Source organism: Parasphingorhabdus flavimaris (assembly GCF_013371215.1).
Lineage (GTDB): Bacteria > Pseudomonadota > Alphaproteobacteria > Sphingomonadales > Sphingomonadaceae > Parasphingorhabdus > Parasphingorhabdus flavimaris.
The window spans coordinates 1-25,369 of record NZ_JABWMH010000005.1 but is presented as its reverse complement, the minus strand read 5'-3'; the positions used below and the strand labels follow the sequence as shown (position 1 = coordinate 25,369).

The 25,369-nt window shown below is 57.8% G+C and carries 24 protein-coding genes and 1 tRNA gene; 10 read left to right on the top strand and 15 right to left on the bottom strand.

Annotation, left to right across the window (positions count from 1 at the left end; all coding sequences use genetic code 11):
- Positions 1 to 4: 4 nt before the first annotated feature.
- Positions 5 to 1,777 carry a hypothetical protein gene (locus HUO14_RS14695; protein ID WP_176280606.1) on the top strand — a complete coding sequence of 591 codons (1,773 nt, stop codon included), beginning with the start codon at positions 5 to 7 and terminating at the stop codon, positions 1,775 to 1,777.
- A 56-nt stretch (positions 1,778 to 1,833) separates the two neighbouring features.
- Complete coding sequence (locus HUO14_RS14690) at positions 1,834 to 2,211, top strand: VOC family protein (RefSeq protein WP_176280605.1); 378 nt, start codon at positions 1,834 to 1,836, stop codon at positions 2,209 to 2,211.
- 9 nt (positions 2,212 to 2,220) lie between these two features.
- On the opposite strand, the gene msrB is transcribed toward HUO14_RS14690, so the two are convergent.
- The 4 genes from msrB to HUO14_RS14670 form a co-directional block, all read right to left on the bottom strand.
- On the bottom strand, positions 2,221 to 2,727 hold the full coding sequence (gene msrB, locus HUO14_RS14685) for a peptide-methionine (R)-S-oxide reductase MsrB (RefSeq protein ID WP_176280604.1): 507 nt from the start codon (positions 2,725 to 2,727) through the stop codon (positions 2,221 to 2,223).
- Positions 2,728 to 2,807: 80 nt separating this feature from the next.
- On the bottom strand, positions 2,808 to 4,124 hold the full coding sequence (locus HUO14_RS14680) for a cytochrome P450 (protein ID WP_176280603.1): 1,317 nt from the start codon (positions 4,122 to 4,124) through the stop codon (positions 2,808 to 2,810).
- Between the two features lie 115 nt (positions 4,125 to 4,239).
- On the bottom strand, positions 4,240 to 5,439 hold the full coding sequence (locus HUO14_RS14675) for an ABC transporter permease (protein WP_176280602.1): 1,200 nt from the start codon (positions 5,437 to 5,439) through the stop codon (positions 4,240 to 4,242).
- On the bottom strand, positions 5,436 to 6,398 hold the full coding sequence (locus HUO14_RS14670) for an ABC transporter ATP-binding protein (protein ID WP_176280601.1): 963 nt from the start codon (positions 6,396 to 6,398) through the stop codon (positions 5,436 to 5,438). The genes HUO14_RS14675 and HUO14_RS14670 overlap by 4 nt, the downstream gene beginning before the upstream one ends.
- A gap of 44 nt (positions 6,399 to 6,442) precedes the next feature.
- Here HUO14_RS14670 and queG point away from each other — a divergent pair, with 44 nt between their 5' ends.
- A complete protein-coding gene (queG, locus tag HUO14_RS14665) occupies positions 6,443 to 7,498 on the top strand; it encodes a tRNA epoxyqueuosine(34) reductase QueG (RefSeq protein WP_176280600.1) in 1,056 nt (351 codons plus the stop codon).
- Here the strand turns inward: queG and HUO14_RS14660 are convergent.
- A complete protein-coding gene (locus HUO14_RS14660) occupies positions 7,484 to 7,849 on the bottom strand; it encodes a hypothetical protein (protein ID WP_176280599.1) in 366 nt (121 codons plus the stop codon). The genes queG and HUO14_RS14660 overlap by 15 nt on opposite strands.
- A 5-nt stretch (positions 7,850 to 7,854) precedes the next feature.
- Positions 7,855 to 8,535: an EI24 domain-containing protein gene (locus tag HUO14_RS14655; protein WP_176280598.1), complete on the bottom strand. Its 681-nt coding sequence runs from the start codon at positions 8,533 to 8,535 to the stop codon at positions 7,855 to 7,857.
- Positions 8,536 to 8,642: 107 nt separating this feature from the next.
- Between HUO14_RS14655 and HUO14_RS14650 the strand changes: the two genes are divergently transcribed.
- Positions 8,643 to 9,641 carry an adenosine kinase gene (locus HUO14_RS14650; protein WP_176280597.1) on the top strand — a complete coding sequence of 333 codons (999 nt, stop codon included), beginning with the start codon at positions 8,643 to 8,645 and terminating at the stop codon, positions 9,639 to 9,641.
- On the opposite strand, the gene HUO14_RS14645 is transcribed toward HUO14_RS14650, so the two are convergent.
- The 3 genes from HUO14_RS14645 to tsaD all read right to left on the bottom strand — a co-directional run bounded on the left by HUO14_RS14645 (position 9,642) and on the right by tsaD (position 13,271).
- Positions 9,642 to 11,123, bottom strand: a complete 1,482-nt coding sequence (locus tag HUO14_RS14645; RefSeq protein WP_176280847.1) for a lipopolysaccharide biosynthesis protein — start codon at positions 11,121 to 11,123, stop codon at positions 9,642 to 9,644.
- A 121-nt stretch (positions 11,124 to 11,244) separates the two neighbouring features.
- Entirely contained in the window at positions 11,245 to 12,240 is a 996-nt protein-coding gene (locus HUO14_RS14640; protein ID WP_176280596.1) for an NAD(P)H-dependent glycerol-3-phosphate dehydrogenase, read from the bottom strand.
- Positions 12,237 to 13,271, bottom strand: coding sequence for a tRNA (adenosine(37)-N6)-threonylcarbamoyltransferase complex transferase subunit TsaD (gene tsaD / locus HUO14_RS14635; protein ID WP_176280595.1), 1,035 nt, complete (start codon positions 13,269 to 13,271; stop codon positions 12,237 to 12,239). The genes HUO14_RS14640 and tsaD overlap by 4 nt, the downstream gene beginning before the upstream one ends.
- 44 nt (positions 13,272 to 13,315) lie before the next feature.
- Between tsaD and hemC the strand changes: the two genes are divergently transcribed.
- From hemC to HUO14_RS14620, 3 genes are read left to right on the top strand one after another with little or no spacing between them, the layout of a single operon-like run.
- Positions 13,316 to 14,269: a hydroxymethylbilane synthase gene (gene hemC, locus HUO14_RS14630; RefSeq protein WP_176280594.1), complete on the top strand. Its 954-nt coding sequence runs from the start codon at positions 13,316 to 13,318 to the stop codon at positions 14,267 to 14,269.
- Entirely contained in the window at positions 14,266 to 14,952 is a 687-nt protein-coding gene (locus tag HUO14_RS14625) for a uroporphyrinogen-III synthase (protein WP_176280593.1), read from the top strand. Before hemC ends, HUO14_RS14625 begins: the two co-directional genes overlap by 4 nt.
- Before the next feature lie 46 nt (positions 14,953 to 14,998).
- On the top strand, positions 14,999 to 15,967 hold the full coding sequence (locus tag HUO14_RS14620; protein ID WP_246255704.1) for a mitofilin family membrane protein: 969 nt from the start codon (positions 14,999 to 15,001) through the stop codon (positions 15,965 to 15,967).
- Here the strand turns inward: HUO14_RS14620 and HUO14_RS14615 are convergent.
- Positions 15,964 to 16,371, bottom strand: coding sequence for an acyl-CoA thioesterase (locus HUO14_RS14615; RefSeq protein WP_176280592.1), 408 nt, complete (start codon positions 16,369 to 16,371; stop codon positions 15,964 to 15,966). The two genes, HUO14_RS14620 and HUO14_RS14615, sit on opposite strands and share 4 nt — an antisense overlap.
- The gene (locus HUO14_RS14610) at positions 16,368 to 18,434 is read right to left on the bottom strand and encodes a S9 family peptidase (protein ID WP_176280591.1); all 2,067 of its coding nucleotides are present in this window, start codon (positions 18,432 to 18,434) and stop codon (positions 16,368 to 16,370) included. The genes HUO14_RS14615 and HUO14_RS14610 overlap by 4 nt, the downstream gene beginning before the upstream one ends.
- 101 nt (positions 18,435 to 18,535) lie before the next feature.
- Here HUO14_RS14610 and HUO14_RS14605 point away from each other — a divergent pair, with 101 nt between their 5' ends.
- Together HUO14_RS14605 and HUO14_RS14600 are read left to right on the top strand one after the other, a co-directional pair.
- Positions 18,536 to 20,317, top strand: coding sequence for an aminopeptidase P family protein (locus HUO14_RS14605; protein WP_176280845.1), 1,782 nt, complete (start codon positions 18,536 to 18,538; stop codon positions 20,315 to 20,317).
- 62 nt (positions 20,318 to 20,379) lie between these two features.
- Positions 20,380 to 20,871, top strand: a complete 492-nt coding sequence (locus HUO14_RS14600; protein ID WP_176280590.1) for an acyl-CoA thioesterase — start codon at positions 20,380 to 20,382, stop codon at positions 20,869 to 20,871.
- Between the two features lie 9 nt (positions 20,872 to 20,880).
- Here the strand turns inward: HUO14_RS14600 and HUO14_RS14595 are convergent, their stop codons facing one another.
- Positions 20,881 to 21,033: a hypothetical protein gene (locus tag HUO14_RS14595; protein WP_176280589.1), complete on the bottom strand. Its 153-nt coding sequence runs from the start codon at positions 21,031 to 21,033 to the stop codon at positions 20,881 to 20,883.
- 131 nt (positions 21,034 to 21,164) lie between these two features.
- Between HUO14_RS14595 and HUO14_RS14590 the strand changes: the two genes are divergently transcribed.
- Positions 21,165 to 21,239 (top strand) — tRNA-Thr (locus tag HUO14_RS14590).
- Positions 21,240 to 21,724: 485 nt separating this feature from the next.
- Here HUO14_RS14590 and HUO14_RS14585 read toward each other — a convergent pair.
- Genes HUO14_RS14585 through HUO14_RS14575 form a run of 3 tightly spaced genes read right to left on the bottom strand, consistent with a single transcriptional unit; the run spans position 21,725 to position 25,247 of the window.
- Entirely contained in the window at positions 21,725 to 22,471 is a 747-nt protein-coding gene (locus HUO14_RS14585; protein ID WP_176280588.1) for a DUF6339 family protein, read from the bottom strand.
- The gene (locus HUO14_RS14580; RefSeq protein ID WP_176280587.1) at positions 22,468 to 23,310 is read right to left on the bottom strand and encodes a hypothetical protein; all 843 of its coding nucleotides are present in this window, start codon (positions 23,308 to 23,310) and stop codon (positions 22,468 to 22,470) included. The genes HUO14_RS14585 and HUO14_RS14580 overlap by 4 nt, the downstream gene beginning before the upstream one ends.
- Positions 23,307 to 25,247 carry a hypothetical protein gene (locus HUO14_RS14575; RefSeq protein ID WP_176280586.1) on the bottom strand — a complete coding sequence of 647 codons (1,941 nt, stop codon included), beginning with the start codon at positions 25,245 to 25,247 and terminating at the stop codon, positions 23,307 to 23,309. The genes HUO14_RS14580 and HUO14_RS14575 overlap by 4 nt, the downstream gene beginning before the upstream one ends.
- Positions 25,248 to 25,369 lie beyond the last annotated feature (122 nt).

Genomic DNA, 25,369 nt, shown 5'->3' with positions numbered 1-25,369 from the left:
TCTGTTGGAACGTTTACGCGGTAACATCCCACTATTGCTGATCTGGCTCGCGGTCTGTGCGGTACTCATATCCGTGACCTACAGCCAAATCATTACGGGTATCGGCTGGGATCCGGACGATCAGCTTCGCATGGTTCAACTACGGGACTGGCTGAGCGGACAGAGCTGGTTCGACACCACACAATATCGCATCGGCGCGCCGGACAGCCAGCCGATGCACTGGCCGCGCTGGATCGAACTGCCGCTGGCATCGGTGTTCCTGTTGCTCAAGCCACTGCTAGGTGTGACGAACGCGGAAATCGCGGCGATGGTCGTCGTGCCATTGGTCACTCTGGGCATCACGATGTGGCTGGTCACGAAAATCACCGAGGAGGTTTTCGATCGCAATCTCGCGCTTCTGGCCGCTGCGCTTCTGGCGACCGCGGTCCCTATTCTTGCCCAGATTCGGCCGATGCGCGTGGATCACCATGGCTGGCAGATCGTGCTTGCGCTGACGGCAATGTGGACGATGTTCTGGCCGGACAATCGCAAGGCAGGAATTGCACTGGGTGCAGCCCTGGCGCTTTGGCTCTCGATTTCGCTGGAGGGATTGCCGCTGTCGGCGGCATTTGTCGTGCTGCTGGTCTGGCGATGGGTCTTCCAGACGGAAGAAGGAGTTCGGCTGTTCTGGACGCTCTTGTCCTTCCTGATATTCAGTTTTCTGCTATATTTTGGCGCACAGGGCAGCTTCGACAGCGCAATCAACTATTGTGACGCGATTTCTCCGGCGCATTTATGGGCCTGCACCACTGCTGCCGCGATCATTTTGCCGGCGATCAGATATCTCCCGGCCAATATGGCCGTGCGGACCGGCGGCCTCGCCGTCGCCGCCGTAGCCGGACTGGCCGTTCTCCACGCTTTTGCTCCACAGTGCATGGGCGGTGCATTCAATACGCTCGATCCATTGGTCCGCGAATATTGGCTGGTCAATGTCCTCGAAGGCTTGCCGATCTGGTATCAGAAATGGAAGACGATGGTTGGATTGCTCGGCGGCGCGATCGTTGTCGGTTTGGGCAGTCTGATTTATATCGTGCGGTCGCAACCTGAACAAATTGATCGCGGGAAATTGTTTATCCTCGGCTATGCGTTTCTCTGGGCATTGCTGCTCTCGGTGTTTGTACAGCGCGCCACCGCTGTTGCCGCCGCCTTTGCCGTACCGCTCATGGTTTGGGCCGTGCATCAGGCATTTGTAAAGGCACGCGGTGTCAAACGTCCGCTGCCCCGTATATTCGCAACCGCGGCGGTCGTGTTTCTGATCATGCCCGGGCCGCTCGCCATCGCTGTCGTCAACGCAGTCTCCGGAGAGGACAAGACGAGCGACGGGAAGGTCGAAGGCGCTGGGTGCCGTGACGGTGATTCACTTGAACGGCTCAATGGTTTGCCGCAGTCCAATATCGTCGCTCCATTCAATTTCGGACCGCGGATATTGCTGCTGACTCCGCATAATGTGCTCGCGACAAGCCACCATCGAAACGACAGGGCGATGGCTGATCAGATCAGGGTTTTCACATCGGCTCCCGAGGAGGCCCGCCGGATACTGGACGCGCATTCGATCCGTTATATCGTCGCCTGCTACGACGAAGCCGAACTCAACATATATGCGAAAAACTACCCGGAGGGCTTGTGGGCACAATTGGTAGACGGGCAAAAACCGGACTGGCTGAAGCCTGTCCATATTCGGGACAGCAATCTGGATATTTGGATGGTAAGGTCAAAAAAGTTGAGTAACTCTATGTAAAGGCTGTTATGTAAAAAATAAAAATGTCGCAATAAATCAGAACCATGGAGAATGGAATGGCAGCGGTCACCGGATTGGGAGGGGTTTTTTACACGGTGAAAGACCCGGCGGCTACACGTCAATGGTATAAGGAATTTCTGAATCTGGACGGAGAATATGGCCCGATGCTCAACTGGGCGGAGGACAAAAGTGACCGGCCGTTCAGCCTGATCAGCCATTATGCCGAAGACAGCGGTTATCTGAAACCGAGCGAGGCTTCGTTCATGATCAACCTCCGGGTCGACGATCTGGACGCTTATGTCGAGCAACTCAAAGACAAAGGCATCGAAATTCTCGGCCAGATTGACGAAGGCTATGGCAAATTTGCCTGGATCCTCGATTGCGACGGGATCAAGCTCGAATTCTGGCAGCAGGTCGAAGCGCCGGAAAGCTGATCGTCGAACCTAAGCGGGGATAAACTTGAGCGCGAGTCCGTTGAGACAATGCCTCTTGCCGGTCGGGCGGGGGCCATCATTGAAAATATGACCGAGATGTCCGCCACAGCGCGCGCAATGAACTTCGGTGCGGGGATAACCGATTTTCAGGTCCCGCGATGTCCCGATCCGATCCGGGGCTATCGGTTTCCAAAAGCTTGGCCAGCCGGTCCCGCTGTCATATTTCGCGTCTGATCCATAGACTGCGAGATTGCATCCGGCACAGGCAAATACGCCCTTGCGTTTCTCCTTGTTGAGCGGGCTCGAATAAGCGCGTTCGGTACCGGCTTGCCGCAAAATTCGGTAACGGGCCGGGCCTAGCCGCCGTTTCCATTCTTCGGGCGTTCGATTGATCTTGAACGTTCCGCCGGGCCGGGCGTTAGCGTCGTTGAACAAGCCCGAGAGGCTGATCGCGCCATAAGCACCGGCAGCGACTAGGGTTCCGGATATGACGGTGCGCCGATCGAGTGTTTTCATCTGCAATCCTTCTCAACATCCCTGATCTATTCGCAACAGGGAGCATTTTGGTTACAGAAAAATGCCTGAATGGAAGCTGATCAATATTTCGAGAGCTCGACTTCCAGTTCGCGGAACCCGTGAACGAAGCAGGCATGAACGCGGCGATGTTTGCCGGTTGGGTTAACCTGCATCCGGCGTTTGTGCATTTCTTCGAGCAATATCCTGATCTGCATTTCGGCAAGCCGGGCGCCGACACAGCGGTGGATGCCATAGCCGAATGCGAGATGGCGTCTGGCATTGTCGCGGTCGACAATGATCTTGTCCGCTTCGGGAAAGACTTCTTCGTCGCGATTGGCGGAAATATACCAGAGGACGACCTTGTCGCCCTTCTTGATCTGGTTGCCGAACAGGTCGTGATCTTCCAACGCGGTGCGTCGCATGTGGGCGAGCGGTGTTTGCCAGCGGATGATTTCCTGCACCGCATTGGGAATGAGATCGGGGTTCTGCTGCAGCTTTTCCCGTTCCTCGGGAAACTGGCCCAGACCATAGGCGACGCCCGACATGGTGTTGCGGGTCGTGTCATTGCCACCGACGATCAGCAGCACCAGATTGCCCATGAATTCCATCGGATCCATGTCGCGCATATGCTCGGAATGGATCATCATCGAGATCAGGTCAGGGGTCGGTTCCGCATCCACCCGCTCATTCCACAGCTTGGTGAAATAGGCGCCCATTTCGTAGAGAATATGCCGCCGTTGCTCGGTCAGATCTTCCGCGCAGGACAGTTCGACATCGCCGGCCCAGTCGGACCAATAAGTCAGCAGCCTGCGATCTTCCCATGGGAAGCCGAAAAGAATAGCAAGCATGCCAGTAGTGAGTTCGATCGAAACCTTGTCTACCCAATCAAATTTTTCACCCCAAGGCAGGCTGTCAAGTACTTCACCCGTGCGTTGACGGATTTCATCCTCCATCCGTTTCATCTCGGTTGGCGTGAAAGCCGGGGCGACCGTGCGGCGCTGACCGGTATGTTTGGGCCGGTCCATGGCGATGAACATCGGCAGTTGAAAATCGGAGTCGTCGAAATCCGGCTCGGCAATGGTGATGCCGCCATGGGAAACATCGGAGGAATAGATGTCCGGCAGTGCCTCGACATGCTGGATAGGCTTGTAGGTGGTGATGTTCCAGAAATCTCCGTGGACACCGCCCTCAACCTTGTTGATCGGCGCGGTTGCCCGCATTTCGGCAAAAGGCTTGCGCCACAAGTCCTTGCTGTACAGTTCAGCCCGGCTGACGTCCCAGGGATTGGCTTCGCTGTCTGCGACCGGGGGATTGCGCTTGTACCATTCTTCCAGAGCCTCGTCGGCGGTGGGGGACGTGGTAAGATTATCGAGGTCGATTTGTGGAACGGATGCCATTGGTCTCTCCTGCCGTTGCTTGTATCAGCAATCGGTTGCGTTTCAAAACTTGTTTAGTCTGCCTCTATTGACAGTAATGTCAATGCCTTTTCGGCAAATGTCCTGAATCCGGAGATTATTTACCGGTGACTCTGGCAAGCAGGCTCTTTTTTCGCGCGGCCTGTCCGGACTTCATCACGTTGCGGCGGAAAAGCATGACCGAAAAGCGGATGATGATCATGGTGAAGATCCCCTGCCAGACCAGCGCCAGCCCGTGTTGCCAGATATTGTCCATCTGGGCCGCACGCGCGATCATCGCGAACGGCGAACTGAACGGGAAGAGGACCGCAAGCCATTCCGCTGGGTCGCCCAATTTGGTGATCGAGGAATAAGCGAGAAAAAAGACCAGCAATTGACCCATGGTGACCGGCATCGAGAGTGTCTGTACCTCGCGAACGGTGGTCGCCATTGCGCCGATTCCGAGAAATAGCGAGCCCAGCAGGAGATAGGCCATTGAGAAATATAATATCATCAGCAGGCCGAACAGTGGCCAGCCGACTGCAGGCGAAGGCAGGGCAGCCCAGTTTCCGCCGACCAGAAGAGCAATCGAAAAGCCGACTGTACTCCATACTGCTATTCCGACGAGGGCCATGCCCAGCATCGCGAAAAGCTTGCCGAGGAATATCGCGTCCATCGGGATGGCTGCGGCAAGAATTTCGATGATCTTGTTGGTCTTCTCCTCGACGAGGTTGGACAGCACCATGCCGGCGAGGATCATCGTCAGCAGGATCAGGATCGCCTGGCCGGCCTGGGCCGTCAGCAACTGACCGCGCTCGCTCGAGCTACCGGTCTGCCCGACAAGTCTTGTCTCGATTTCCACCTCGGCGAGCTGCGACGAAGCGGTCTCCACGAGCAGCGTAATCTTGCCGCGCCACTTGTCGACGTCCCGCTTCGAGCCGGTCAGGACTGGCTTGGCCAGTGATCCGGAGAGGATCGCATTCAGCGATTTCTCGCTATCGAGTTTCGCAAGGATGTCGGCTTCTTCCCCTGAAAAATCTTCCAAAACCACCATATCGGGTAAGGATTGGGAGCCAAGGCTGCCGGATAGCCGCGTGCGCGCCGCTAGCAACATTTCTGTTTCTGCTGGACTCAGGGCTATACCGATGACGGGATTATCAATGTCCCGGGAAACCTGCGACCCAAGCCCGCCAGCGGCAATGCCGATTCCCAGTGGAAACAGCGGCCCCAGCAAAAAGAAAAAGAAAGATTTGGAAAATATGATCGCGGCGAAATCGCGGCGGGCGATGACAAAGGCAGCGCGGATGGTTTCGATCATGCGGTTTCATCCCCGTTGTTGTTCCCGGCATCGGCCTCCATTTTCCGGGCAGCCGCGTCACCGGCGATCTGGACAAAGGCATCGTGCAGGCCGGGGCGTTCTATCGAAAGCGATTCAATCCCGGCGCCGCCTTCGACCAGTGCATGGAGCAAGGGTTCGACACCGCTTTCCGGCAAGGTGAAATGCCAATTATGTCCCAGCGGTTTGCATTCTGCGGGGATCGCCGTGCGCCAGGGGCCGTCGAGATTGCGGGTCTCGAGATGCACCTGCGGCCGCAGCCGGTCGCGCGCGGTCGAAACCTTGCCTTTGAAGGAAATTTTGCCATCGGCAATGATCGCGATTTCCTCGCACAAGCGTTCGGCATGAGCGATGACATGAGTCGAGAAAATGATCGTGACGCCTTTGTCGGCCTGGGCCCGGATCAGCCGTTCCAGCTTGCCCTGATTGAGCGCGTCGAGACCGGAAAATGGTTCGTCAAGGATGATCAGATCGGGGTCGTGCACCAATGTGCCGAGCAATTGAACCGTTTGCGCCATGCCCTTGGACAGCTGGCGGATCTGCTTGTCGGCGGCATCGCCAAGACCATGGTCTTCCATCATCGCCCGACCGCGCTTGCGGCCTTCTGCCAGCGGCAATCCGCGTAGCGCGCCCATGAAGGCGATCGCGTCAAAGGCTTTCATTGATTGGTAAAGGCCGCGCTCTTCTGGCAGATAGCCGACCTGATGGGCCATGGAAATCGGCTCCGGCGATCCGAGCAGGAAGCGCTCGCCCTCGTCGGGGTCGATGATCCCGAGGAGCATCCGCAAGGTCGTAGTCTTGCCCGCTCCATTGGGTCCCAATATCCCGAAAATACTGCCTTTTCTGATCGTCAGATCAATGCCGTCGACAGCGGCTTCGCCATCAAATCTCTTGACGATATTGCGAGCTTCGATGGCATATTGAGAATGTGGCGCGTGCATTTACGGCTTTCATATCTGTCGACAGTGCTTGATAGGGAAAGTCTATGCCGAATGACAAGTTAACAGCAGACAAAGCACTTGAAAAAAGGGCCAGAGAAGAGGGTTTTGCTGCGGTCGGCATTGCTCCTGGCCGGTTGGCACCGATAACGCGGCAGCGTCTGAAACAGTGGCTTGCGGAAGGCGGTCATGCCGACATGATCTGGATGGAGAGCCGCGCTGACGAACGGTCAGACCCGACCCGTTTGTGGCCTGATGTCCGTTCAATCATCATGCTGGGCATGAGCTATGCGCCGGGCACGGATCCATTCGCGCTGGAAGATATTTCCGATCACGGCCGCATTTCGGTCTATGCGCAGGGCAAGGATTATCATGATGTCGTGAAAGGCGCGCTCAAGCGGACCGCACGCTGGCTGATCGAGCAAGCGGACTGTGAAGTGAAGGTCTTTGTCGATACCGCGCCGGTGATGGAAAAACCGCTGGCAGAGGCTGCCGGCATCGGGTGGCAGGGCAAGCATACCAATATTGTCAGCCGCGAACATGGCAGCTGGCTGTTTCTGGGCGCAATTTATACCACTCTCGAACTCGAAGCTTCGAAGCCGGGCAAAGACAGTTGCGGCAGCTGCTCGGCCTGTCAGGATATTTGTCCGACGGGCGCTTTTCCTGCTCCCTATCAGCTCGATGCAAGGGCCTGTATTTCCTATCTGACGATCGAGCACAAAGGGCCGATCCCGCACCAGTATCGCAAGGCGATGGGTAATCATATCTATGGCTGTGATGATTGTCTGGCGGTCTGTCCGTGGAACAAATTCGCCCGAGCGGGAGCCGCCAACAAGGCCTTTCTGCCACGGGCGGAACTGGCTGCTCCAGCCCTGGCTGATCTGCTGGCGCTCGACGATGCCAGTTTTCGCCGGGTTTTTTCAGGATCGCCGATCAAACGCTCCGGCCGCGACCGGATGGTGCGCAATGCGCTCATTGCCGCGGGTAATAGCGGAGATGCAGCATTGGTCGAGCCGGTTCAGGCGCTCCTGAACGATGGTGACGATGCGGTACGGGAGGCGGCCGGCTGGGCGCTTGACCAGCTGGCGCTAGCGCAACCTTAGGGCATTGACGCAACTGACCCGGTCAACTGCAGCGCCATCGCTCCGGCGAGCATCAATATGGGTGACCCGACCCTCGCCGCCGTCTTTGGGCGGATAGAGATATGCATCGAGGATGCATGCGCCGCTGGCGAACTGGAGCTTGCGGGCCGGCGGTTCGGAAATATCCAGCTGGGGATCGCCGAACAAGCGGATCAGCTGACCCGATGACTTGCCCATGACGATATCCAGGCCGGTTACGGACTGGAGCGGAGAAGCCGGTGCTGCCGGCAGGCTGGTGTTTCGGGAGGTCGTCGTGGAAGCACAGGCGGCCAGAGCGGGCAGGCTGAGCAATATCAGGAATTTGGCATTCATGCGGATCATTTTTCCTTCTTCCGATGCACCAGATGGGTAGCCATAGCGGCTCCCAAAAGCGGCGCAAGGAAATTGACGAAAGGTATTGCGAGCAACAGTGCAGCGATCAATCCGAGGATGAAGCGCTCGACTTTCCCCAAGGCCCAGGATCGGTCGGGATTCTGAAAGTCGGGGAAGTGGCGAGCCGCAACCATATCCTGAAGATCGCGCCCCAGCAAGATCGCGTTGACCGCGAAAAAGGCGATCGGCGCGCCGATACCGGTGACAAGAAGCACCGCGTAGAGCGGCGCGGCGAGAATATTGTAGCCGAGCGCGCGGCCAGCGGAAGCAAATCCCATTTTGATGCCGAGCACATAGCCCGGCGGTTTCGCAGTCTCTGCCCGATCCGGATAATATCGGCGTTCAACGGCGTCGACAATATCATCCGAGAAGATATTGAGGACAAAGATGGCGACAATGCGGAACAGCAACAATCCGGTCAGTATGGCAATGATCGCGGCAGCAGCAGCGGCGGCAAAACCGCCATCATTCCAGCCAAGCCAGGCAAATAGCCAAACCAGCCCGAAATATGCCGCCACCCCGAAAATCGCGAACAACAGGAGGCTCAGCAATATGACCTTCAGCAGGATCGCCAATATGGTGCGGTCGCCAAGCTGGGCGAGGGAGCGGGTGAAGGCCTGAAACATTTGCGCTTCATGTCACGATTGCCCGGCCAGCGTCAATTCTGCTTGATGGCATGGGGGCAAAGCCGTAACGCACCCCCAACCGGACAATCTACCCCAGAAGGATTTTTATGACCACGGAAGCCCGCTATGATATCGTCGCCATCGGCAATGCAATTGTCGATGTAATTTCCCAGGCCAGTGATGATTTTCTCGATGAGGAGCAGTTGGTCAAGGGCAGCATGGCTCTGATCGATTCCGCGCGTGCACAGGAACTATATCGGGACATGGGCCCAGCGCGGGAAATCAGCGGCGGCTCGGGTGCCAATACGTTGGCCGGCGCATCGACATTGGGACGGCAATGTGCATTGATCGCGCAAGTGGCGGATGACCAGCTTGGTGAGGTTTTTGCCCATGATATTCGCGCCACCGGGATCGACTTTGACGTGCCACCGCTGGGCATCGAACCGCCGACCGCACGCTGTCTGATTTTCGTCACGCCCGATGCGCAGCGCACGATGAATACCTTTCTCGGTGCCTCGCAATTTCTGCCCCCCGCTGCGGTCGATGCCGATTTGATCGCCAGCGGCGCGATCCTGTATCTCGAGGGATATTTGTGGGACGCCGATGAACCCAAGGCGGCGATGGCGCTGGGTATCGATATTGCCAGAGAAAACGGTCGCAAGGTTGCGTTCACCCTGTCCGACACTTTCTGCGTCGACCGGCACCGGGCCGAATTCGTCGGCCTGATCGATGATCGCAAGATCGATATATTGTTCGCCAATGAGGCGGAAATCAAGATGCTGGCCGAGACCGACGATTTTGACGCGGCGGTTGCGGAAACGGCTGCGAAGGTCGAAATCTTGGTCGTAACGCGAAGCGAACAGGGTGCCATTGCCGTGCGCGATGGCAAGACAGCCGCGGTAGCCGCTGAACCGGTCGAAAAGATCATCGACACGACGGGTGCCGGCGACCTTTTTGCTGCTGGCTTTCTGAGCGGTTATATCGAGCAGCGTCCGATGGAAGAATGCCTGACTATTGGCGCGATTGCCGCAGCAGAAGTAATCTCGCATTACGGCGCGCGGCCGGAAGCCGATCTGCGGGAGCTGGTAAAAAACCGTCTTGGCTGATCAGCCTTTCATTTTGAACAATTTCCGGTCTTCCGGTCCAAAGCCCCATTTCCAGATGACCCAGGCGTAGCTGCCGAGGATCATCGGGATGCCGACGATCAGTTCCATCCACTCGGGCAGATAGGTGGCAAGATAGCCGATCGCGCTCGCAACGGCGACCGCGATCAACAGGGTCCAGCGCCATCCGTTGACCGGTGCGTCGAGCAGTTTTGACAGGAAAATCGCCTTGACCACCGAAGCATAAGCAAGGGCGACCATCAGGGCGGCGGCGACGGCTGCTGCCTGGAACAGCGGGCCCCAGCCCAGAAAGACGCAAATCTGGATGAAGGCGACGCTAAGCGCTGCCTGTAACAGCAACATCGATAGCGAGATCAGCAAATTGCGATGCCGGGCGATATAGACCAGCGCAGATTCGCTGACCACAGCGGTTGCGGCTACGGCTTCTGCAGCCAGCAGGAAGGCGAGGGCACCGGTCCCGCCGACGAAGCCGGGCCCGACCAGGCCCATAACGGCTTCCCCCGGTATTGCCAGTGCAAGCGCGATGCCGATCTGTGCGGCAATGATCCAGTAACCGACCTGGCTGACCTGGCTGGCGATGGCTTTCAGATTGCCTGCTTCCAGATTGCGGGTGATGACGGGGCCGAGAATCGGATCGAAACTGGTTTTCAGCTTCTGCGGCAGGCTCGCCACCTGCTGTGCGATATAATAGATTCCGACGATCGCAGGCGAGGCGAACAGGCCGAGAATGGCCAGATCGAGCCTGCGTGATCCCCATTCGGCAGCATCGGCCGCGGCGAGCGGCATGTTGCGCCGGGCGATTTTTGCGATTTTCATCGGTTTCGGTCGCCAACCGTGGGGCAGGCCATAGCTTTTGAACAAGGGCCAGAGCGACGCCAGCAATGCCGCAATCATCGACACGACATAGGAAAGGATCAGGCCGTCACGGAGCGAATAATATGAGAAGAGAAATGCGGCGATGCTGATTGTCCAGGGCTCGACAACCGACCGGGCGCGCACAGTTGAGGCGATATCGTAACGATAGGCGAGGGCGGCCAGCGCAATATCGGCGCCTACGACGGTAAATATGACCAGCGGCAGGAACCGGTCGAGTCCGTTGATCTCGCTGTTCGGGAACATGATGAACGGAAAGGCTATGAGGATAGCCGCCGCGACGCCGGATGCCAGGAAACTTACCAGCAAGCCGTCCCAGACCACGTGGACGTGAGGGCGCTGGGTCTTGCTGAGCTGCGCTGCCAGTCCCCGCTTGAGGCCAAGGGTCGCGAGCTGCGCTGCAAATTCCACCACCAAAATCGCATAGGCAAAGCGCCCGAGCGCTTCCGCTCCATAAATTCGACCGGCAATGAACAGAAACGGCAGACGAGCGGCCAGACGAAGCAGAAAACCGAAAATATTGGTCCGTCCACCTTTCGCCAGCGCAGCAATGTCGTCCTTGCTCTTGTCAGCGGTCGCATCACCTTCGATTGGTGCTGCATCAGCCGTACCTGATGTTTCAGGACTGTTCAAATCGCTCTCCGGCTGGCCCGCTTCTGGGTAAGCCGTCTATAGCAGTTTCGGTTTTTTGTCATCATCATGCCTTGCTGGTCTATCTGCTTTCGGAGACCAGCGGCCTTTTCATCAGCTGGGTGACCACAGACTGAACGTCTGCCTTGCCGGCAAGTAAAGCACAAACAGCGTCAACGATCGGCATATCGACCTGGCGCGCTCTCGCATCCTGCTGAAGAACAGGCGCGGTCGATGCTCCTTCGGCTACGGTCTTCCGGTCCGACAGAAGTGTTATAGCGGATATACCTTCACCCAATCCCTTGCCGAGCGAGAAATTGCGCGAGCTGGTCGAGGAGCAGGTTAGCACCAGATCACCCAGCCCGCACAAGCCGGCCAATGTATCCGCCCGGGCTCCGCGTGCTGCGCCGTAGCGAAGCATTTCGGCAAAGCCGCGACTGATCAGCGATGCCCGCGCATTTTGACCGAGGCCGGCACCGTCGACCACGCCGCAACCGATCGCCAGCACATTCTTGACCGCGCCGCCGATTTCGGCACCGGCGACATCGTCGGAATAATAGGGGCGGAAGCTCGGCTTTGCGATCAGCGGATTGAGCTTGTCCCACAGGGTTTCACTCTCGCAGGCGAGCGTCAGAGCCGTTGGCAGGCCTTGAGCGACTTCATGGGCAAATGTAGGCCCCGACAATATCGCGAGCGGATTGTCCGGCCGGACTTGCCGGGCGACTTCGCTGAGCAGCATCTGGCTCTGCGCCTCGATCCCCTTGCAGCAGAGAATCAGGGAGGCATTTGTTTTGGGCAGAGTCTGAAGTGTCGCCCGCAGATGCTGCGCGGGCGTGACCAGCAACAATATATCGCAGGCCGCTATCGCGTCCCAGTCTTGGGTCGCGCGGATATTTTCGCGGAGCCGGTGGCCAGGGAGAAAAGTCTTGTTTTCGTGGGACTGGTTGATTTGATCGACAATCTCTGGCTCGCGGGCCCACAATAGTAACTGGTCCTGCCCTTCGGAGAGAACTTGCGCCAATGCGGTGCCCCATGCTCCCGCGCCGATTACGCCGATTTTCGCATGTATTCCGGTCATGCTTTCACCCCTGCGCCGCGCGCTTTCTCGGCGGTCGGGTCGAGCGGCCAGCGCGGTCGCGCGACAAAATCCAGGGAATCGGTCAGACCGGCTGCGAAACGCTCGGCACCAGCCCAGGCAATCATTGCGGCATTATCGGTGCACAGCCAGTTGGGTGGTGCTGTGAAGATCATGTCGTGACCCTCCGCCACCTGTTCGAGCATGGCGCGGATCGGACCGTTGGCGGCGACCCCGCCCGCGACCACGAGATGCGCGCAGCGGCCATGATCATGAATCGCTTTCTCGAGCCGGTCGCGCAGGCAATCGACCACCGCCTGCTGAAAGGAAGCTGCGAGATCTTCGGGGCGATGTGCGCCGCTCTTGTGGGCCCGCACCACGGCGCTTTTCAAACCAGCGAAAGAGAAATGCGGTTCGGCAGAACGGATCAACGGTCGCGGCAGCGGAACCGCCTCGGGATCACCTTCCCGCGCAATGGCTTCGACCTTTGGTCCGCCGGGATAACCGAGACCCAATATTTTCGCCGTCTTGTCAAAGGCCTCGCCCGCAGCATCGTCGATGGTGGTCGCCAGTCGCCGATATTGGCCGACGCCCTCGACGCGCAATATCTGGCAGTGGCCGCCGGACACCAGCAGCAGCAAATAGGGATAAGACAGATCCGGATTGACCAGTCTCGGCGACAGAGCATGACCCTCGAGATGATTGACCGCAATCAGCGGCTTGCCCGCAGCCATCGCGAGGGCCTTGCCTGTCACCAAGCCGACCATGACACCGCCGATCAGGCCGGGACCCGCGGTTGCAGCAATAGCATCGACATCATCCAGCGACTTTCCTGCTTCGTCCATCGCGGCTGTGATCAGCGGGGTCAGTATCTCGGCATGGGCGCGGGCTGCGATTTCGGGAACCACGCCGCCATAGGGGGCATGTTCGGCTTCCTGGCCTGCAAGTTTATGCGCCAGTATCTCGCGCTCGGATGTGACCAACGCGGCTGCCGTTTCGTCGCAGCTCGATTCAATTCCCAGGATGAGGCTCATGACGCTTTTACTTAGGCGCTCAAGCCATTAGGACAAGCGCTATCATGACCAAAGATACCAAAAAAGAGATTCTGGCTGCCATTGACCGGCCCCTGCGCATCGGAACACGCCAGTCCCCGCTAGCGATGGCGCAGGCCACGATGGTCGCCAATGCGCTATTGTCAATCCACGGATGGCGACCGGATCAGGTCGAGCTGGTGCCGATGATCGCGAGCGGCGACAAGATACAGGATCGCGCACTGGCCGACATCGGCGGCAAGGCGCTGTGGACCAAGGAACTGGACCGCGCGCTTGGCAATGGCGAAATTGATTGCGCCGTGCACAGCATGAAAGATGTCGAAACAATCCGGCCGGGCGAATTCATTCTGGCCGCGATGCTGGAGCGCGCCGACGTGCACGATCGGCTGATCGGAGCGGATTCGATCGATGCCTTGGCAGAGCGTGCCGTGGTCGGGACCGCCTCTCCGCGCCGCAAGGCCCAGCTTCTGCGGCAGAGGAATGATCTGGATATAAGGTTGATTCGCGGCAATGTGCAGGCCCGTCTGAAAAAAATCGAGGACGGGGAATATGACGCCACATTGCTTGCTGCAGCCGGTCTGAAACGGCTGGACATGGATGATATCGGCGCGGAAATTTCCAACGAGATCATGCTTCCGGCACCGGCACAGGGCGCGATCGGTGTCGAGGTCAGGTCCGAGGACAGCCATGTCCGGCGCCTGATGCATGCCATCTCATCGACCAATACATTTCGCGCGGTCACCGCCGAACGCCTTTTTCTGGAACAATTGACTGCAGATTGTCACAGTCCGGTTGCCGCGATGGCGACTGTCGACGGTGCGACGATCCATCTGCGCGCCGAAATCCTGCTGCCGGACGGTTCGCAATTCGTTGATGGTAAGTCCAGCTTTGATACCGGAGATGTTTCTGCTCCGGGCATATTGGCAGACACGCTGCTAGGGCAGGCGAGCGCGGAACTGAAAGCCGTATTTGGCCGATGACACCGAAGCTGCTGATCCTTCGGCCGCTCGACGGGGCATTGCAAACCGAACGGCGAGCGAAGGATTTGGGATTGTCCGCGGTTGTCGACCCATTGTTTGCGGTCGAATCGATTGCCTGGTCGGGGCCGGCGGCGGAGGATTTTGATGCGTTGCTGCTGACCAGCGCCAATGCGCTGCGATTTGGTGGTCCTCGGCTGGCGGAATATCGGTCCTTGCCGGTGCTGGCGGTAGGCGAGAAAACGGCAGTCGCAGCAATGGCGGCCGGCTTTCAAGTTGTACAGAGCGGCAATACGGATGCGCGCGATCTTCTGGACCAGCTGGGTGACGCCGCATATCGAGAGATATTATGGCTGGCGGGCGAGCAGCATATGGAGCTTTCGGTCGAAGGCCGACACCTGGAAATCATACCGGTCTACCGGTCCAAAGCGATGGCGCTGGGCCCGGAAGCGATAGCCTGCCTTGCCGAGGAAGCGATCATAGTGCTGCATTCGGCCCGCGCTGCCAGCCATCTCGTATCCGAATTGGAAAGATTGCGGTTGCCTACACATATCCACCATGTGCTGGCCTTCTCGGAGAAAGTGGCTGAAGCCGCAGGGCAGGGATGGAAAAGCGTCCAAAGCGCGGAACATCCGGATGACGACGCTTTACTGTCTTTGGCGAGCGCACTATGTCTGTCAAATTGAGCGCATTTGGCCCTTTTGGCGGCCGAACCGAAAAAAAGGAGCCGGAATGAGCCGGGATTACGAGAGGCATTCGCCGACAGCTGGCAAGAGCAACCTTACGCGCAATGTACTGATATTGATGATCGTGGCCTTCGTCGGCGGCGTTATCCTGACCGGATGGATATTGTCGCGCTATAATCCCTTTGACAGCAAGTCAGATGCGGAAATAGCCGCTGCCGCCAATGGCGACAAAGCGGCAACGACGGGCCCGGACCCGGTGACCGCGCTGGCGAACCGGATTGATGCGGATGGCAGTGTCTTGCCCGCGCAAACGCAATCGACCGAGGGTGCCGCCCCGGTCCTGACACCCGAGCTGGAACGTGCGCTGGCCGTGCGGGTCGCCGATCTGGAAGATCGCTTGTCGCGGATCAACGTCCAGGCGCAGGCCGCATCGGGCAACGCTGCCCGTGCCGAGGGCCTGTTGATTGCCTTTGCCGCGCGCCGCGCGCTGGATCGCGGTTCGCCGCTTGGCTATATCGATCCCCAGTTACGGCTCCGCTTTGGCGATGCCCAGCCCAAGGCAGTTACGACGATCGTCAATGCCTCTCGGCAACCGGTTACGCTGGAAGAGTTGGAGGCAGGGCTGGATGATATCGGGCCTTCATTGGCGTCCGGCTCCAGTGGCGCAGGATTCTGGGCCGAATTCAAGCGCGAATTGTCCGATCTGTTCGTGATTCGCCGTCAGGGCACGCCGTCTCCAGCACCGCAACAGCGGCTGCTGCGGGCGAAGCGCTATCTTGAAACGGGGAATGTGGATGCTGCCATTGCGGAAGTCGAAAAACTGACCGGACTCGAAAAGGATGAAGACGCCTCGATATGGATGGAAAAAGCCCGGCGCTATAACGAAGCGCGGCGGGCGCTCGACGTTATCGAGACCGCAGCCATTCTGGAGCCGCAGCAATTGCGTACATCCGAGGGTGAAAGGGTGGATCAGCCTTCGCCATTGGCACCAACGACACCGATACCGGCGCCCTAATCGTTCAGAAACAGATCCGCGAGGTCTGATGGGACGCGCACCGCGCGGCCCCTGGCCTGATCGATAATCGCCCAGTTGGTTTTGGCGACAACCTTGATCTTGTCATCGGGCCCTGTGAAGCTGACATTGCGCCAGAAACGGGCGCCTTTGGGCGGTTCTGAAATCCAGGTCCGACCGGTCACGGTTTCGCCTGCCCCGACATTGCCGCGATAGTCGATCTCGTGCCGGGTCACGACCCAGATATAGCGATCAATGGCCTCCTGCGGCGCAATCGCATTCCAGTGCGCCGTCGCCATGTCCTGAATCCAGCGCACCCAGACCGCATTATTGACATGGCCGAGCTCGTCTATGTCGTCCGGCTGAGCGGTAATCGCAAGAGCGAAGGATGTTTCCGGTGGTGTCACTCGGCCATCCCCATTTGCCACAGGATGAAGGCGAACTCTTCGGCGGTTTCTTCCAGTGCATTCCAGCGCCCCGACTTGCCACCGTGGCCCGCGCCCATATTGGTCTTGAGCAACAGGATATTATCGTCCGTCTTGGTCGCGCGCAGCCTGGCCGTCCATTTGGCCGGCTCCCAATAAGTGACACGCGGATCGTTGAGGCCGCCGGTAATCAGCATCGGCGGATAGGCCTGCGCGCTGACCTGATCATAAGGCGAATAGCTGCGGATATATTCAAAAGCCGTCTTGTCGGTGATCGGATTGCCCCATTCCGGCCATTCACCGGGGGTCAGCGGCAGGCTCTCGTCCTGCATCGTGTTGAGCACATCGACGAATGGCACATGAGCAACGATGGCGCCCCACAGTTCGGGGTCGCTGTTGACGATTGCCCCCATCAGTTCGCCGCCGGCCGAACCGCCCGAGGCGGTGATCCGTCCCTCGCTGGTATAGCCCTTGGCAATCAGGCCCCTGGCAACATCAACGAAATCGTTGAACGTGTTGGTCCGCTTGGTCAGCTTGCCGTCGAGATACCAGTTGCGGCCCAGATCGTCGCCGCCGCGGATATGGGCGATCGCATAGACGAAGCCGCGGTCGACCAGACTGAGCCGTGTGGTGGAAAAGCTGGGCGGCACGGCATAGCCATAGGCACCGTAGGAATAGAGATGGAGCGGCGCGCTGCCGTCGATCTTGCTATCCTTGCGATAGACTAGCGACACCGGCACGACCGTGCCGTCGCGCACCTCGATCATCAGCCGTTCCGTGACATATTGACTGGCATCATAGCCGGAAGGAATTTCCTGCACCTTGAGCGTTTCGAGCGACTGGTTGTCGAGGTGATAGTCAAAGGCGGTGCTTGGCGTGACCATCGAATCATAGCTGAGCCGCAGCTTGTCGACATCATATTCGGGATTGTCGTCGAGACCGGCGCTGTAGCTCGCCTCGGGAAACGCGATGCGCCCGACCTTGCCGGGGTCGCCATAAGAACGGATTTCGATCTGATCGAGACCGTTTTCGCGACCTTCGGTCACGTAGAAGTCCTTGAAAGTACAGACATCGGTGAGATAAAATTCATCCGATCCGGCGATCAGGGTCTTCCAGTTGTCCGGGTCGGCAATCGGTGCCGTCGCCAGCCGGAAATTCACATGCTCGTCGTTGGTCAGGATATAGAGCATGTCATCATGCTCCTCGACTTCATACTCGCGACCAACTTTCCGCGCAGACACCAAAATCGGCTTGGCCAGCGGATTGTCCGTCGGCACCAGCCGCACTTCGCTGGTCTCGTGATCACCCGTCGAAATGGTGATATATTTTTCCGAATGGGTGAGGCCGATGCCGACACGGAAACCCTCGTCATCTTCGTGATATAGTTCGACATCGTCAATAATGTCGGTGCCCAGAACATGGATCCGGGCATTGTCGGTGCGCCATTGCTCGTTGGCGAGGCCGTAGAGCAGCATTTTGGAGTCGGCGGACCAGACCAGGCTCGACAGGGTGCCAGGGATGATGTCGGGCAGCAGCTCGCCGCTCGACAGGTCCTTGATCCGCGCCTCGAACCGTTCGGACCCGTTGTCGTCATAGGCATAAGCCAGCAACCGGCCGTCGGGTGAAACCGACGCCGCACCCAGCCGGAAATATTCCTTGCCCTCGGCCAGAACATTCTCGTCCAGCATCAGCTGGTCTTCGCCGCCCGAGACCGCCTTGCGCCAGTGCTGGCGATATTGCATGCCCTCCTCGAACTTGGCCCAGTAGAGCCAGTCGCCGTCCTTTTGCGGCACCGAGCTGTCGTCTTCCTTGATCCGCGCCTTCATCTCCTGAAACAGCGATTGGATAAGCGGCTTGCGATCCGCCATATTCTGCTCGAACCACTGGTTTTCCGCCTTCAGATAAGCGAGCACATCTTCGTCCTCGACCACCGGATATCGCGCATCTTTCAGCCAGTGCCACGGGTCATTGACGACATATCCGTGCCGTTTGTAGCTATGGGGGCGCTGTTCTGCAAATGGCGGACGAGTCAGCTTTTTGGTCATATTCTCTCTATATCTCCGGCCGGATTTAGGTGGCGAATGGGTCTCGGAACCCCTATGTGTTCCACTATAAGCTAATTCAAGGAGTTTGCTCGGCGATGTTGATGTCTACTTACGAAGCCCGCCTCAAGGCGTTGCGGGAACAAATGCAAAAAGACGGCCTCGACGGCTTTGTCGTTCCGATCTGTGACGAGCATATGAGCGAATATGTCGGCGAATATGCCCAGCGGCTCGGCTGGCTTACCGGTTTTGGCGGCTCGGCGGGCTCGGCGATCGTGCTGAAGGACAAGGCGGCGATGTTCATCGACGGTCGCTATGTCGTCCAGGTCCGCGACCAGGTCGACGGGACGCTCTACGAATATGTCAATGTGGCGGATCAGAAGCCGCATGAATGGCTGGCCGCCAATGCTCCAAAAGGCTCCAAAATCGGTTATGACAGCTGGCTGCACACCCGCGAATGGGCAGAGACGGCGAGTAAGGCGCTGGCCAAATCCGGCGCGGAACTGATCGCCGTCAGCAACAATCCGATTGATGCCGTCTGGGAAGACCAGCCGCAACGATCGCCGGAGAAACTGGCGGTTCACGGCGATCAATATGCCGGAAAATCGGCGCGGGACAAACGGGCGGATGTTGCGGCTTGGCTCAACGACAAGGGCTATGATGCCACCGTCGTCGCGGCGCTGGATTCGGTTGCATGGTTCTTCAACGTTCGCGGCAAGGACATTGCCAACACGCCAGTGCCGCTGGCCTATGCAATCGTGCGCGCGGACGAGACCGCGACTCTCTTTGTTGCGCCGGAGAAGCTGACCGACGCGGTCCGCGAACATCTCGGCAACCATGTCGAGATCCGCGACTATGACGAAATGGCCGAAGCCCTGTCGGACATGGGTGGCAAAACCGTTGCGGTCGATCCGGAGCGTTCCGTGGCCGCGATTTTCGAAGCGCTCGACAAGGCCGGAGCGACGATCGTCAAGGACCGCGACCCGACCATCCTTGCCAAGGCGATAAAGAATGAAACCGAAATTGCCGGCCACAAGGCAGCGCAAAAGCGCGATGGCGCGGCGCTGACCAAATTCCTGCACTGGATGGCGAACGAAGCGCCCAAGGGTGGCCTGGACGAATTGTCGGCCGCCGCGCGGCTCCGGGAGTTCCGCGCAGAAAATCCGGAGCTGAAGGACCTGTCCTTCCGCACCATTTCAGCCGCCGGCGATCATGGCGCCTTGCCGCATTATAGCGTGAACGAGGAAACCAACCAGCCGATCGAGATGAATTCGCTCTATCTGGTCGACAGCGGCGGGCAGTATCTCGACGGCACCACCGATGTCACCCGCGTGGTCGCGGTTGGCGAACCGACCGAGGAAATGCGCAAGCGTTATACACAGGTGCTGCAGGGCCATATCGCGCTCGACCAGGCGGTGTTCACCAAGGGCACGACCGGCGGCCAGCTCGACATATTGGCGCGGCAATATCTCTGGGCCGATGGCGTGGATTATGGTCACGGCACCGGTCACGGCGTCGGCAGCTATCTCTCCGTCCACGAAGGGCCACAGCGGATCGCCAGCTTTGGCGGGCTCAACGAGGCGCTGCAGCCGGGAATGATCCTGTCCAACGAACCGGGCTATTACAAGGCGGGCGAATTCGGGATCCGGATCGAGAATCTCTTTCTCGTCGAGGAAAGGGTGATCGAAGGCGGCGAACAGACCATGCTCGGCTTCGAGACGCTGACCTTCGCACCGCTCGAGCGCAAGCTGATCGACGTCGACATGCTCTCGCAGAATCAGCGCCAGTGGGTCGACGATTATCATGCCAGGGTTCGTGCCATGATCGCGCCGCAACTGGTCGGCGAAGCGCTGCAGTGGCTGGAAACGCAAACCGCGCCGCTCTGAACGATCCGGGGCAAGGGCGAAGCCAGTTGACAGGCCAGCCATGCTCGGCAAGGAACCGCCGCATGACAGAACAGAAAAACCCCCGCGACGGCTTTCGCCTGATCACCCCGCTGCGTGTGCGCTACGCCGAATGCGATTTGCAGGGCATTGTCTTCAACGCCCATTATCTCGCCTTCGCCGATGTCGGCATGACCGAATATATGCGCGCGCTGGTGGCGGCAGACCGTCCGCGGGACGAAAAGGATATGCTTGGCAGTTTCACGCGGCACTTTGGCGGCGACAATTGGGTGCGCCATGCCGATGTCGATTATCGTGCGTCAGCAAAGGCCGATGACCTGCTCGACATCGCGGTGAGAATCACCCGTTTCGGCCGGACCAGCTATACGTTGCTGGTGCATATCCTGCGCGGGGAAGAGCTGCTCAATGTGATCAAGCTGACCTATGTCTGGTTTGATCCGGCAACCGATCAGGTTACGCCGGTATCTGCAAAATTCATCGAGGCGGTCAGTGATTTCGAGATAATCAGGCCCGAGCGCGCGGTGGTCAGCGCCTAGCGCTGGACCTCAGGGTTGCTGCTTGGCGTCGGATTCGCCGGGTAGCATCTGTTTTGCCTGCGCTTTGCGCAAGCGCAGATTGGCCCGCAACTGCTCGGCGAGACGCGCGGCTTTCTCGCTTTCCTTGCGGAGTTTTTCGGATTTTGGCTGGGGTTTCGGCATGGTGCCTGATGGCATTATCCAGTGAAAAACGCAACTCCGCTTGACAAGATGCCAAGCATTTGGTCTTAGCGCCTCGGTTCGGTCGAAACCGCCCAATGCGGCGGCAATCGCCAGCGCATCAAAATGGTCCGGCTGCTGTAGCTCAGTGGTAGAGCGCGTCATTGGTAATGACGAGGTCGAGAGTTCAATTCTCTCTAGCAGCACCATTTGTTAAGCTTAGTGTGTATCAGTTCCCTACGGGAAGTGCACTAACGTGGGTGCGCGCTTGGGTATGGCGTGGGTGGTGCTTTGGCCGGGATGCTAGCATTCGTAATGCGGGAATCAGAGTCTCGAATTCTTAAAGCATCTTCCTTTCATTGTTTCGGCCAATCAGCGAAAGTCTGCTAGGCGCTCCGTGAAATCGAAATGCAGTTCGTTGCCTCGCAGCGTTACATTCTCGATTCGATAGAGTGCCACGTACCCGTTTCGGTTGATTGGAACTCCATCTTTATCCAGTTCATCTTCCGTCAGTATCGCGCGCCCTTCCTTCAATGCGTTAATGAAGGGCTCCCATTGCGGCTTGTCGCTAACCCCTGGGTCACAATGGTGTGGCCAAATGCCCCTTGTCCAACAGCGATGGACGCAAGGAAGCTTCTCTCCTTTCCACTCCGCAAACCATGAACCTCTCTCGCCTCGTGGCTTTGCCATCACGTCAATCCTCGTATCGAGCCTTGAACTCAGCTTTCGCAGCTGGAAGGTTGGCCGCCAGCATGTCATCAATTTCGGCCTCGCTGAGCGTTTCGAACAGGAGACCGCCAGCATGTTTGTCCATGACAAGCATGAAGACTTCGAACGCGCGGTCGTGCTCGTGAAGCCACTGTTCCTTTTCGAGCAAGCGGACAACGCCCTTCGCAATCGGAAGGCGGAAGGATGCATTCGACCGATCCAGAAACTGCAGGCGGATGTTGGCCCTTGCAAGAACCTGCTTGAGGACACGCTCGGGATTGGATGGGTCGATGCGACTGGCAATATGTCCATTCCACCAGAGACGAGCGATCGCATTGTCGTCCCTGCATTGGTCCAGTGTTTTTGCAAAGAAGTGATTGGCGACATCCTTGTCGGGATTGGAACGGATCCACCGCTTCCTCGAATATTCAAGACAATCGAGATGGCAAAGCCTTACCCAAACGCGTTCCTGTCTCGCCACAGCAGGTGTCATGCCCTTGATCGCGGAGTGAACCAGCAGAGAATTCCCGATCTCCGTTTCCGGAGAGTTGTTGGGATCGAGCTTGCTGGGAAACTCGGGGTCGTAGGTCACCTGTTTCAATTCAAGGCCCCATCCTTGTTCGGCGGCCTTCTTCTCGAAATTACCCGAGATGTAGAGTTCAAGGTTTTCGGGAACGCCGTCGAACAGCCGCTCAACGACCTTGTCTGATACATATTTCAGGGGCAGCATCATGTCGACGCTCCCTCGATTGACTCAAGACCGTGAAAAGGCATCGCAAGAAGCTTGCAGGCATCTGAGATCAGCGATGAAGTATCGTCGTCATATGAGACTTCAAGCTTTTCGCATCGTTCGATGAAGGGTGCTACCCAACGCTGGCCCTCATACTGACTGGTTCCCTTTTCCGACCGGAGAAGGGACAGCACTTCCATGATAACGGGAACGTACACCGCGTTCATGACTACCGGCCCCAGCCGGCTGTCGGCTCTCAGTGTCTCGACCAAGTCGTATGTTTCCCGCCCAGCTAGGATCGTGATCTTCGGTTTATCGAGATTCACCTCAAACTTGCCATTATCGAGGTCTTCCATAACCTCGATCGAGAAGATCGTTTCGAGGTTCGGCAGCGGAAGGTTTCCGACATCGATGTGAAGCTCCTCTCCCATCGCAAGTATCTCTCCCTTCCTGAGATCGAAACTTGCGGGGAATTCCTTGTGAATGTACTTCGGCTTCCAGTTGAAAAGCTCCTGCACGGTCCACACTAGCGGCCGAAGATTTACCGTTCCCAGCAATGCGCCCGGGGAGAATGTGTGGACTGACTTTCCGGTCGTGAGTGGTATCAATTCCCGAAGCCCGGTCGAGACGCAGAGCGTAAAGATGCCGATGGCGGCCTTGCCTTGATCGAGGAGCTTCTCGATTTCTTCGTTCGAAATAGAGAGATTGCAGGCAATCGAGATCCTGTCGCTATTCTTGTCTTCCTGATAGGCAATCTCAGCGGCAAGGATGCCGTCCTCGTGATCATCTCTCCAGTCGGCCAGGACCGGATGTGGGAAGTTCATGTGGTCGGAAAGTCTCATGATGCAGACTTCACTGTCTCACTGATGGTCATGGCAGACAACTCCATCGGACCGTGGAAACTCTCGGCAAGATTGAAGCAGATCGAAACCCGCTTGCCGGCTTCGAGTTCCAGTCGGATCTTGCCTTTTTCGATCTGTCCCAAACCGACTTTCGCTACTTGCAGTTCGGATGCCGTGGTCAGCCCTGATGCCGCAACCGTGATCTCGGCAGGTCCTGTTCCTTCGGGCGTGAAATGCAGCTCATGCACATAGGTCCCACCAGTCGTGATATCACAGATCCGGGTTGCTGCAAGCTGGATGGGCTTTCTGGGAGAACCGGTGCCCTCCCCTCCTGTACCTGTTCCCGATCCCTTGCCCTGGCCGCCGCCCCCTTCCTTCTCGGTCGTTTTGTCCTTGTCGCCGCTGCCGCCCAAATCGCCACCTTCTGGGTCGATTTGTATGTTCGGCATTTTTCGTGTTTTAGTTTTGGCCTGACCATAAGTGAAGCGCTCAGGGTCGGACTCACCGGACGAAGTCGTATCTTCGTCGCCAGCTTCAGCTGCAAACAGATGGGCGAGTTCATCGATGTCGTCGCTGTCCGATGTCTCCACCTTTGCAGCTTCCTTAATTTTCTCTCGGGCGGCCCTGACCAGCTGCTGTATCGACGTCTCCACTCGACCCTGTTCTTCATCGCTGATGATCCGGGAAGGTTCGAAAGCGTTATGTTCCGGGTTCTCGAGGCGTTTGAGCAAGGCACCAAACTTCCTTCCTCCTTCACTTCCGGCCGGCTCCAGAATGGCAACGAATTCTCTCGTCTGGGCAAAGTGGACGAGAGGCTGGTCGAAGCCTCGGAGGTGATTCGTGATGTACATTCCGTTCCTAACCATGAGAATATGGCGGGGAAGTTCCGGTTCAACCAGAATGCGCAGATCGGCCTCGCCGTAGCCCTCAACTTCGAACGTGAACTTCTGCGTCTCACCTGATGACAGGCATTTCAGGATATGGCGGGCGTAACCGAGTTGCTCGGTCAGCCCGACGTCTTTCGCGATCTCGTCCATGTCTGAAGAACCTAAACGTTGACTCAGCGTGGCCTTGTTGATCGTGATCCCTCCGTCATCGATCTCGAACTCCATTTTTCCGCGGAAGATCGCGGTGGTGAAATTCGTCAGGATCGAGATTTCCATCTTCCGCGCCCAATTTTTTTGCGCAGGAAAACAGACCACGAAGAGCGAGGTTCCACGTTCCTTTCGAACCATCCAGTCGGGAAGACCTGCTGGATCTGTTATTGGAGCGAAGTTCGGGTTTCCCCAGTACCCCTCTGCCCTGAAGGGTTCGGCCTCGCGTTCATGCGAGAGCAGCTGAAGTCTTGCCTGGATTCCGAAAAGCTCACTTCCCTGCGGATCCTCTGTCAGTGTCGAGTAGAGGACGGTCTGGACGTTCGACGTGGCAAAGGCCGCTTTCTTACCGATCCCGAAGGCGCCGCCGGAATCATCACTCCGCTTGTTGTTGACACCATCGGCTTTGACTAGAGAATTGAACACGCTCTCCGAGTCATCCATTGGTCCAGTCAGCCCGGTCGTGTTGAAATCGGCTATTTCCAAAACAGAAATCGCTTCTTCCCCGGTCTCCTTGACCGCCCTGCGGAAAAACTGAACTGTTCTGTCTTCCTCAGGATCATTGTCCATTCGCTTCGCCTTGTCTTCACTGTCTGCGAGACAATGCTTGCACGCCTTATGCAGTTCATCAGCGAAGGGCAGGTCGTCACGGTCGATATGATGTAGATTAAATTTCATCACCACCGGCTTGTCGCCGTCCTTGGAACCGGCGTCATTGGAGTTCTGGCCAGTCTCTCTGGCGCAGCTGACATGGGGTTTGCCTCGGAACTGCTCGATGCCACCGTCACCCAAACCCTCAGGTTTGCGAGCCGGATTGGGAAGAAACTGGACACTGTAAGCCATGTTCCCCGTCAGCACCTGTGGCACAAATTTGATGTTGTAAGTTAAGGAGGATTTGGGTCTCGTCGTAGTGACGAAGGAACGAAGATGAGACCCAAATCCTCAAAACCCAAAGCGAGTGCTGA

Coding starts and splice junctions, on each gene's coding strand:
- HUO14_RS14690 (WP_176280605.1), top strand. CDS start 1,834: ATGGCAGCGGTCACCGGATTGGGAGGGGTTTTTTACACGGTGAAAGAC.
- msrB (WP_176280604.1), bottom strand. CDS start 2,727: ATGAAAACACTCGATCGGCGCACCGTCATATCCGGAACCCTAGTCGCT.
- HUO14_RS14680 (WP_176280603.1), bottom strand. CDS start 4,124: ATGGCATCCGTTCCACAAATCGACCTCGATAATCTTACCACGTCCCCC.
- HUO14_RS14675 (WP_176280602.1), bottom strand. CDS start 5,439: ATGATCGAAACCATCCGCGCTGCCTTTGTCATCGCCCGCCGCGATTTC.
- HUO14_RS14670 (WP_176280601.1), bottom strand. CDS start 6,398: ATGCACGCGCCACATTCTCAATATGCCATCGAAGCTCGCAATATCGTC.
- queG (WP_176280600.1), top strand. CDS start 6,443: ATGCCGAATGACAAGTTAACAGCAGACAAAGCACTTGAAAAAAGGGCC.
- HUO14_RS14660 (WP_176280599.1), bottom strand. CDS start 7,849: ATGAATGCCAAATTCCTGATATTGCTCAGCCTGCCCGCTCTGGCCGCC.
- HUO14_RS14655 (WP_176280598.1), bottom strand. CDS start 8,535: ATGTTTCAGGCCTTCACCCGCTCCCTCGCCCAGCTTGGCGACCGCACC.
- HUO14_RS14650 (WP_176280597.1), top strand. CDS start 8,643: ATGACCACGGAAGCCCGCTATGATATCGTCGCCATCGGCAATGCAATT.
- HUO14_RS14640 (WP_176280596.1), bottom strand. CDS start 12,240: ATGACCGGAATACATGCGAAAATCGGCGTAATCGGCGCGGGAGCATGG.
- tsaD (WP_176280595.1), bottom strand. CDS start 13,271: ATGAGCCTCATCCTGGGAATTGAATCGAGCTGCGACGAAACGGCAGCC.
- hemC (WP_176280594.1), top strand. CDS start 13,316: ATGACCAAAGATACCAAAAAAGAGATTCTGGCTGCCATTGACCGGCCC.
- HUO14_RS14625 (WP_176280593.1), top strand. CDS start 14,266: ATGACACCGAAGCTGCTGATCCTTCGGCCGCTCGACGGGGCATTGCAA.
- HUO14_RS14620 (WP_246255704.1), top strand. CDS start 14,999: ATGAGCCGGGATTACGAGAGGCATTCGCCGACAGCTGGCAAGAGCAAC.
- HUO14_RS14610 (WP_176280591.1), bottom strand. CDS start 18,434: ATGACCAAAAAGCTGACTCGTCCGCCATTTGCAGAACAGCGCCCCCAT.
- HUO14_RS14605 (WP_176280845.1), top strand. CDS start 18,536: ATGTCTACTTACGAAGCCCGCCTCAAGGCGTTGCGGGAACAAATGCAA.
- HUO14_RS14600 (WP_176280590.1), top strand. CDS start 20,380: ATGACAGAACAGAAAAACCCCCGCGACGGCTTTCGCCTGATCACCCCG.
- HUO14_RS14595 (WP_176280589.1), bottom strand. CDS start 21,033: ATGCCGAAACCCCAGCCAAAATCCGAAAAACTCCGCAAGGAAAGCGAG.
- HUO14_RS14585 (WP_176280588.1), bottom strand. CDS start 22,471: ATGATGCTGCCCCTGAAATATGTATCAGACAAGGTCGTTGAGCGGCTG.
- HUO14_RS14580 (WP_176280587.1), bottom strand. CDS start 23,310: ATGAGACTTTCCGACCACATGAACTTCCCACATCCGGTCCTGGCCGAC.
- HUO14_RS14575 (WP_176280586.1), bottom strand. CDS start 25,247: ATGGCTTACAGTGTCCAGTTTCTTCCCAATCCGGCTCGCAAACCTGAG.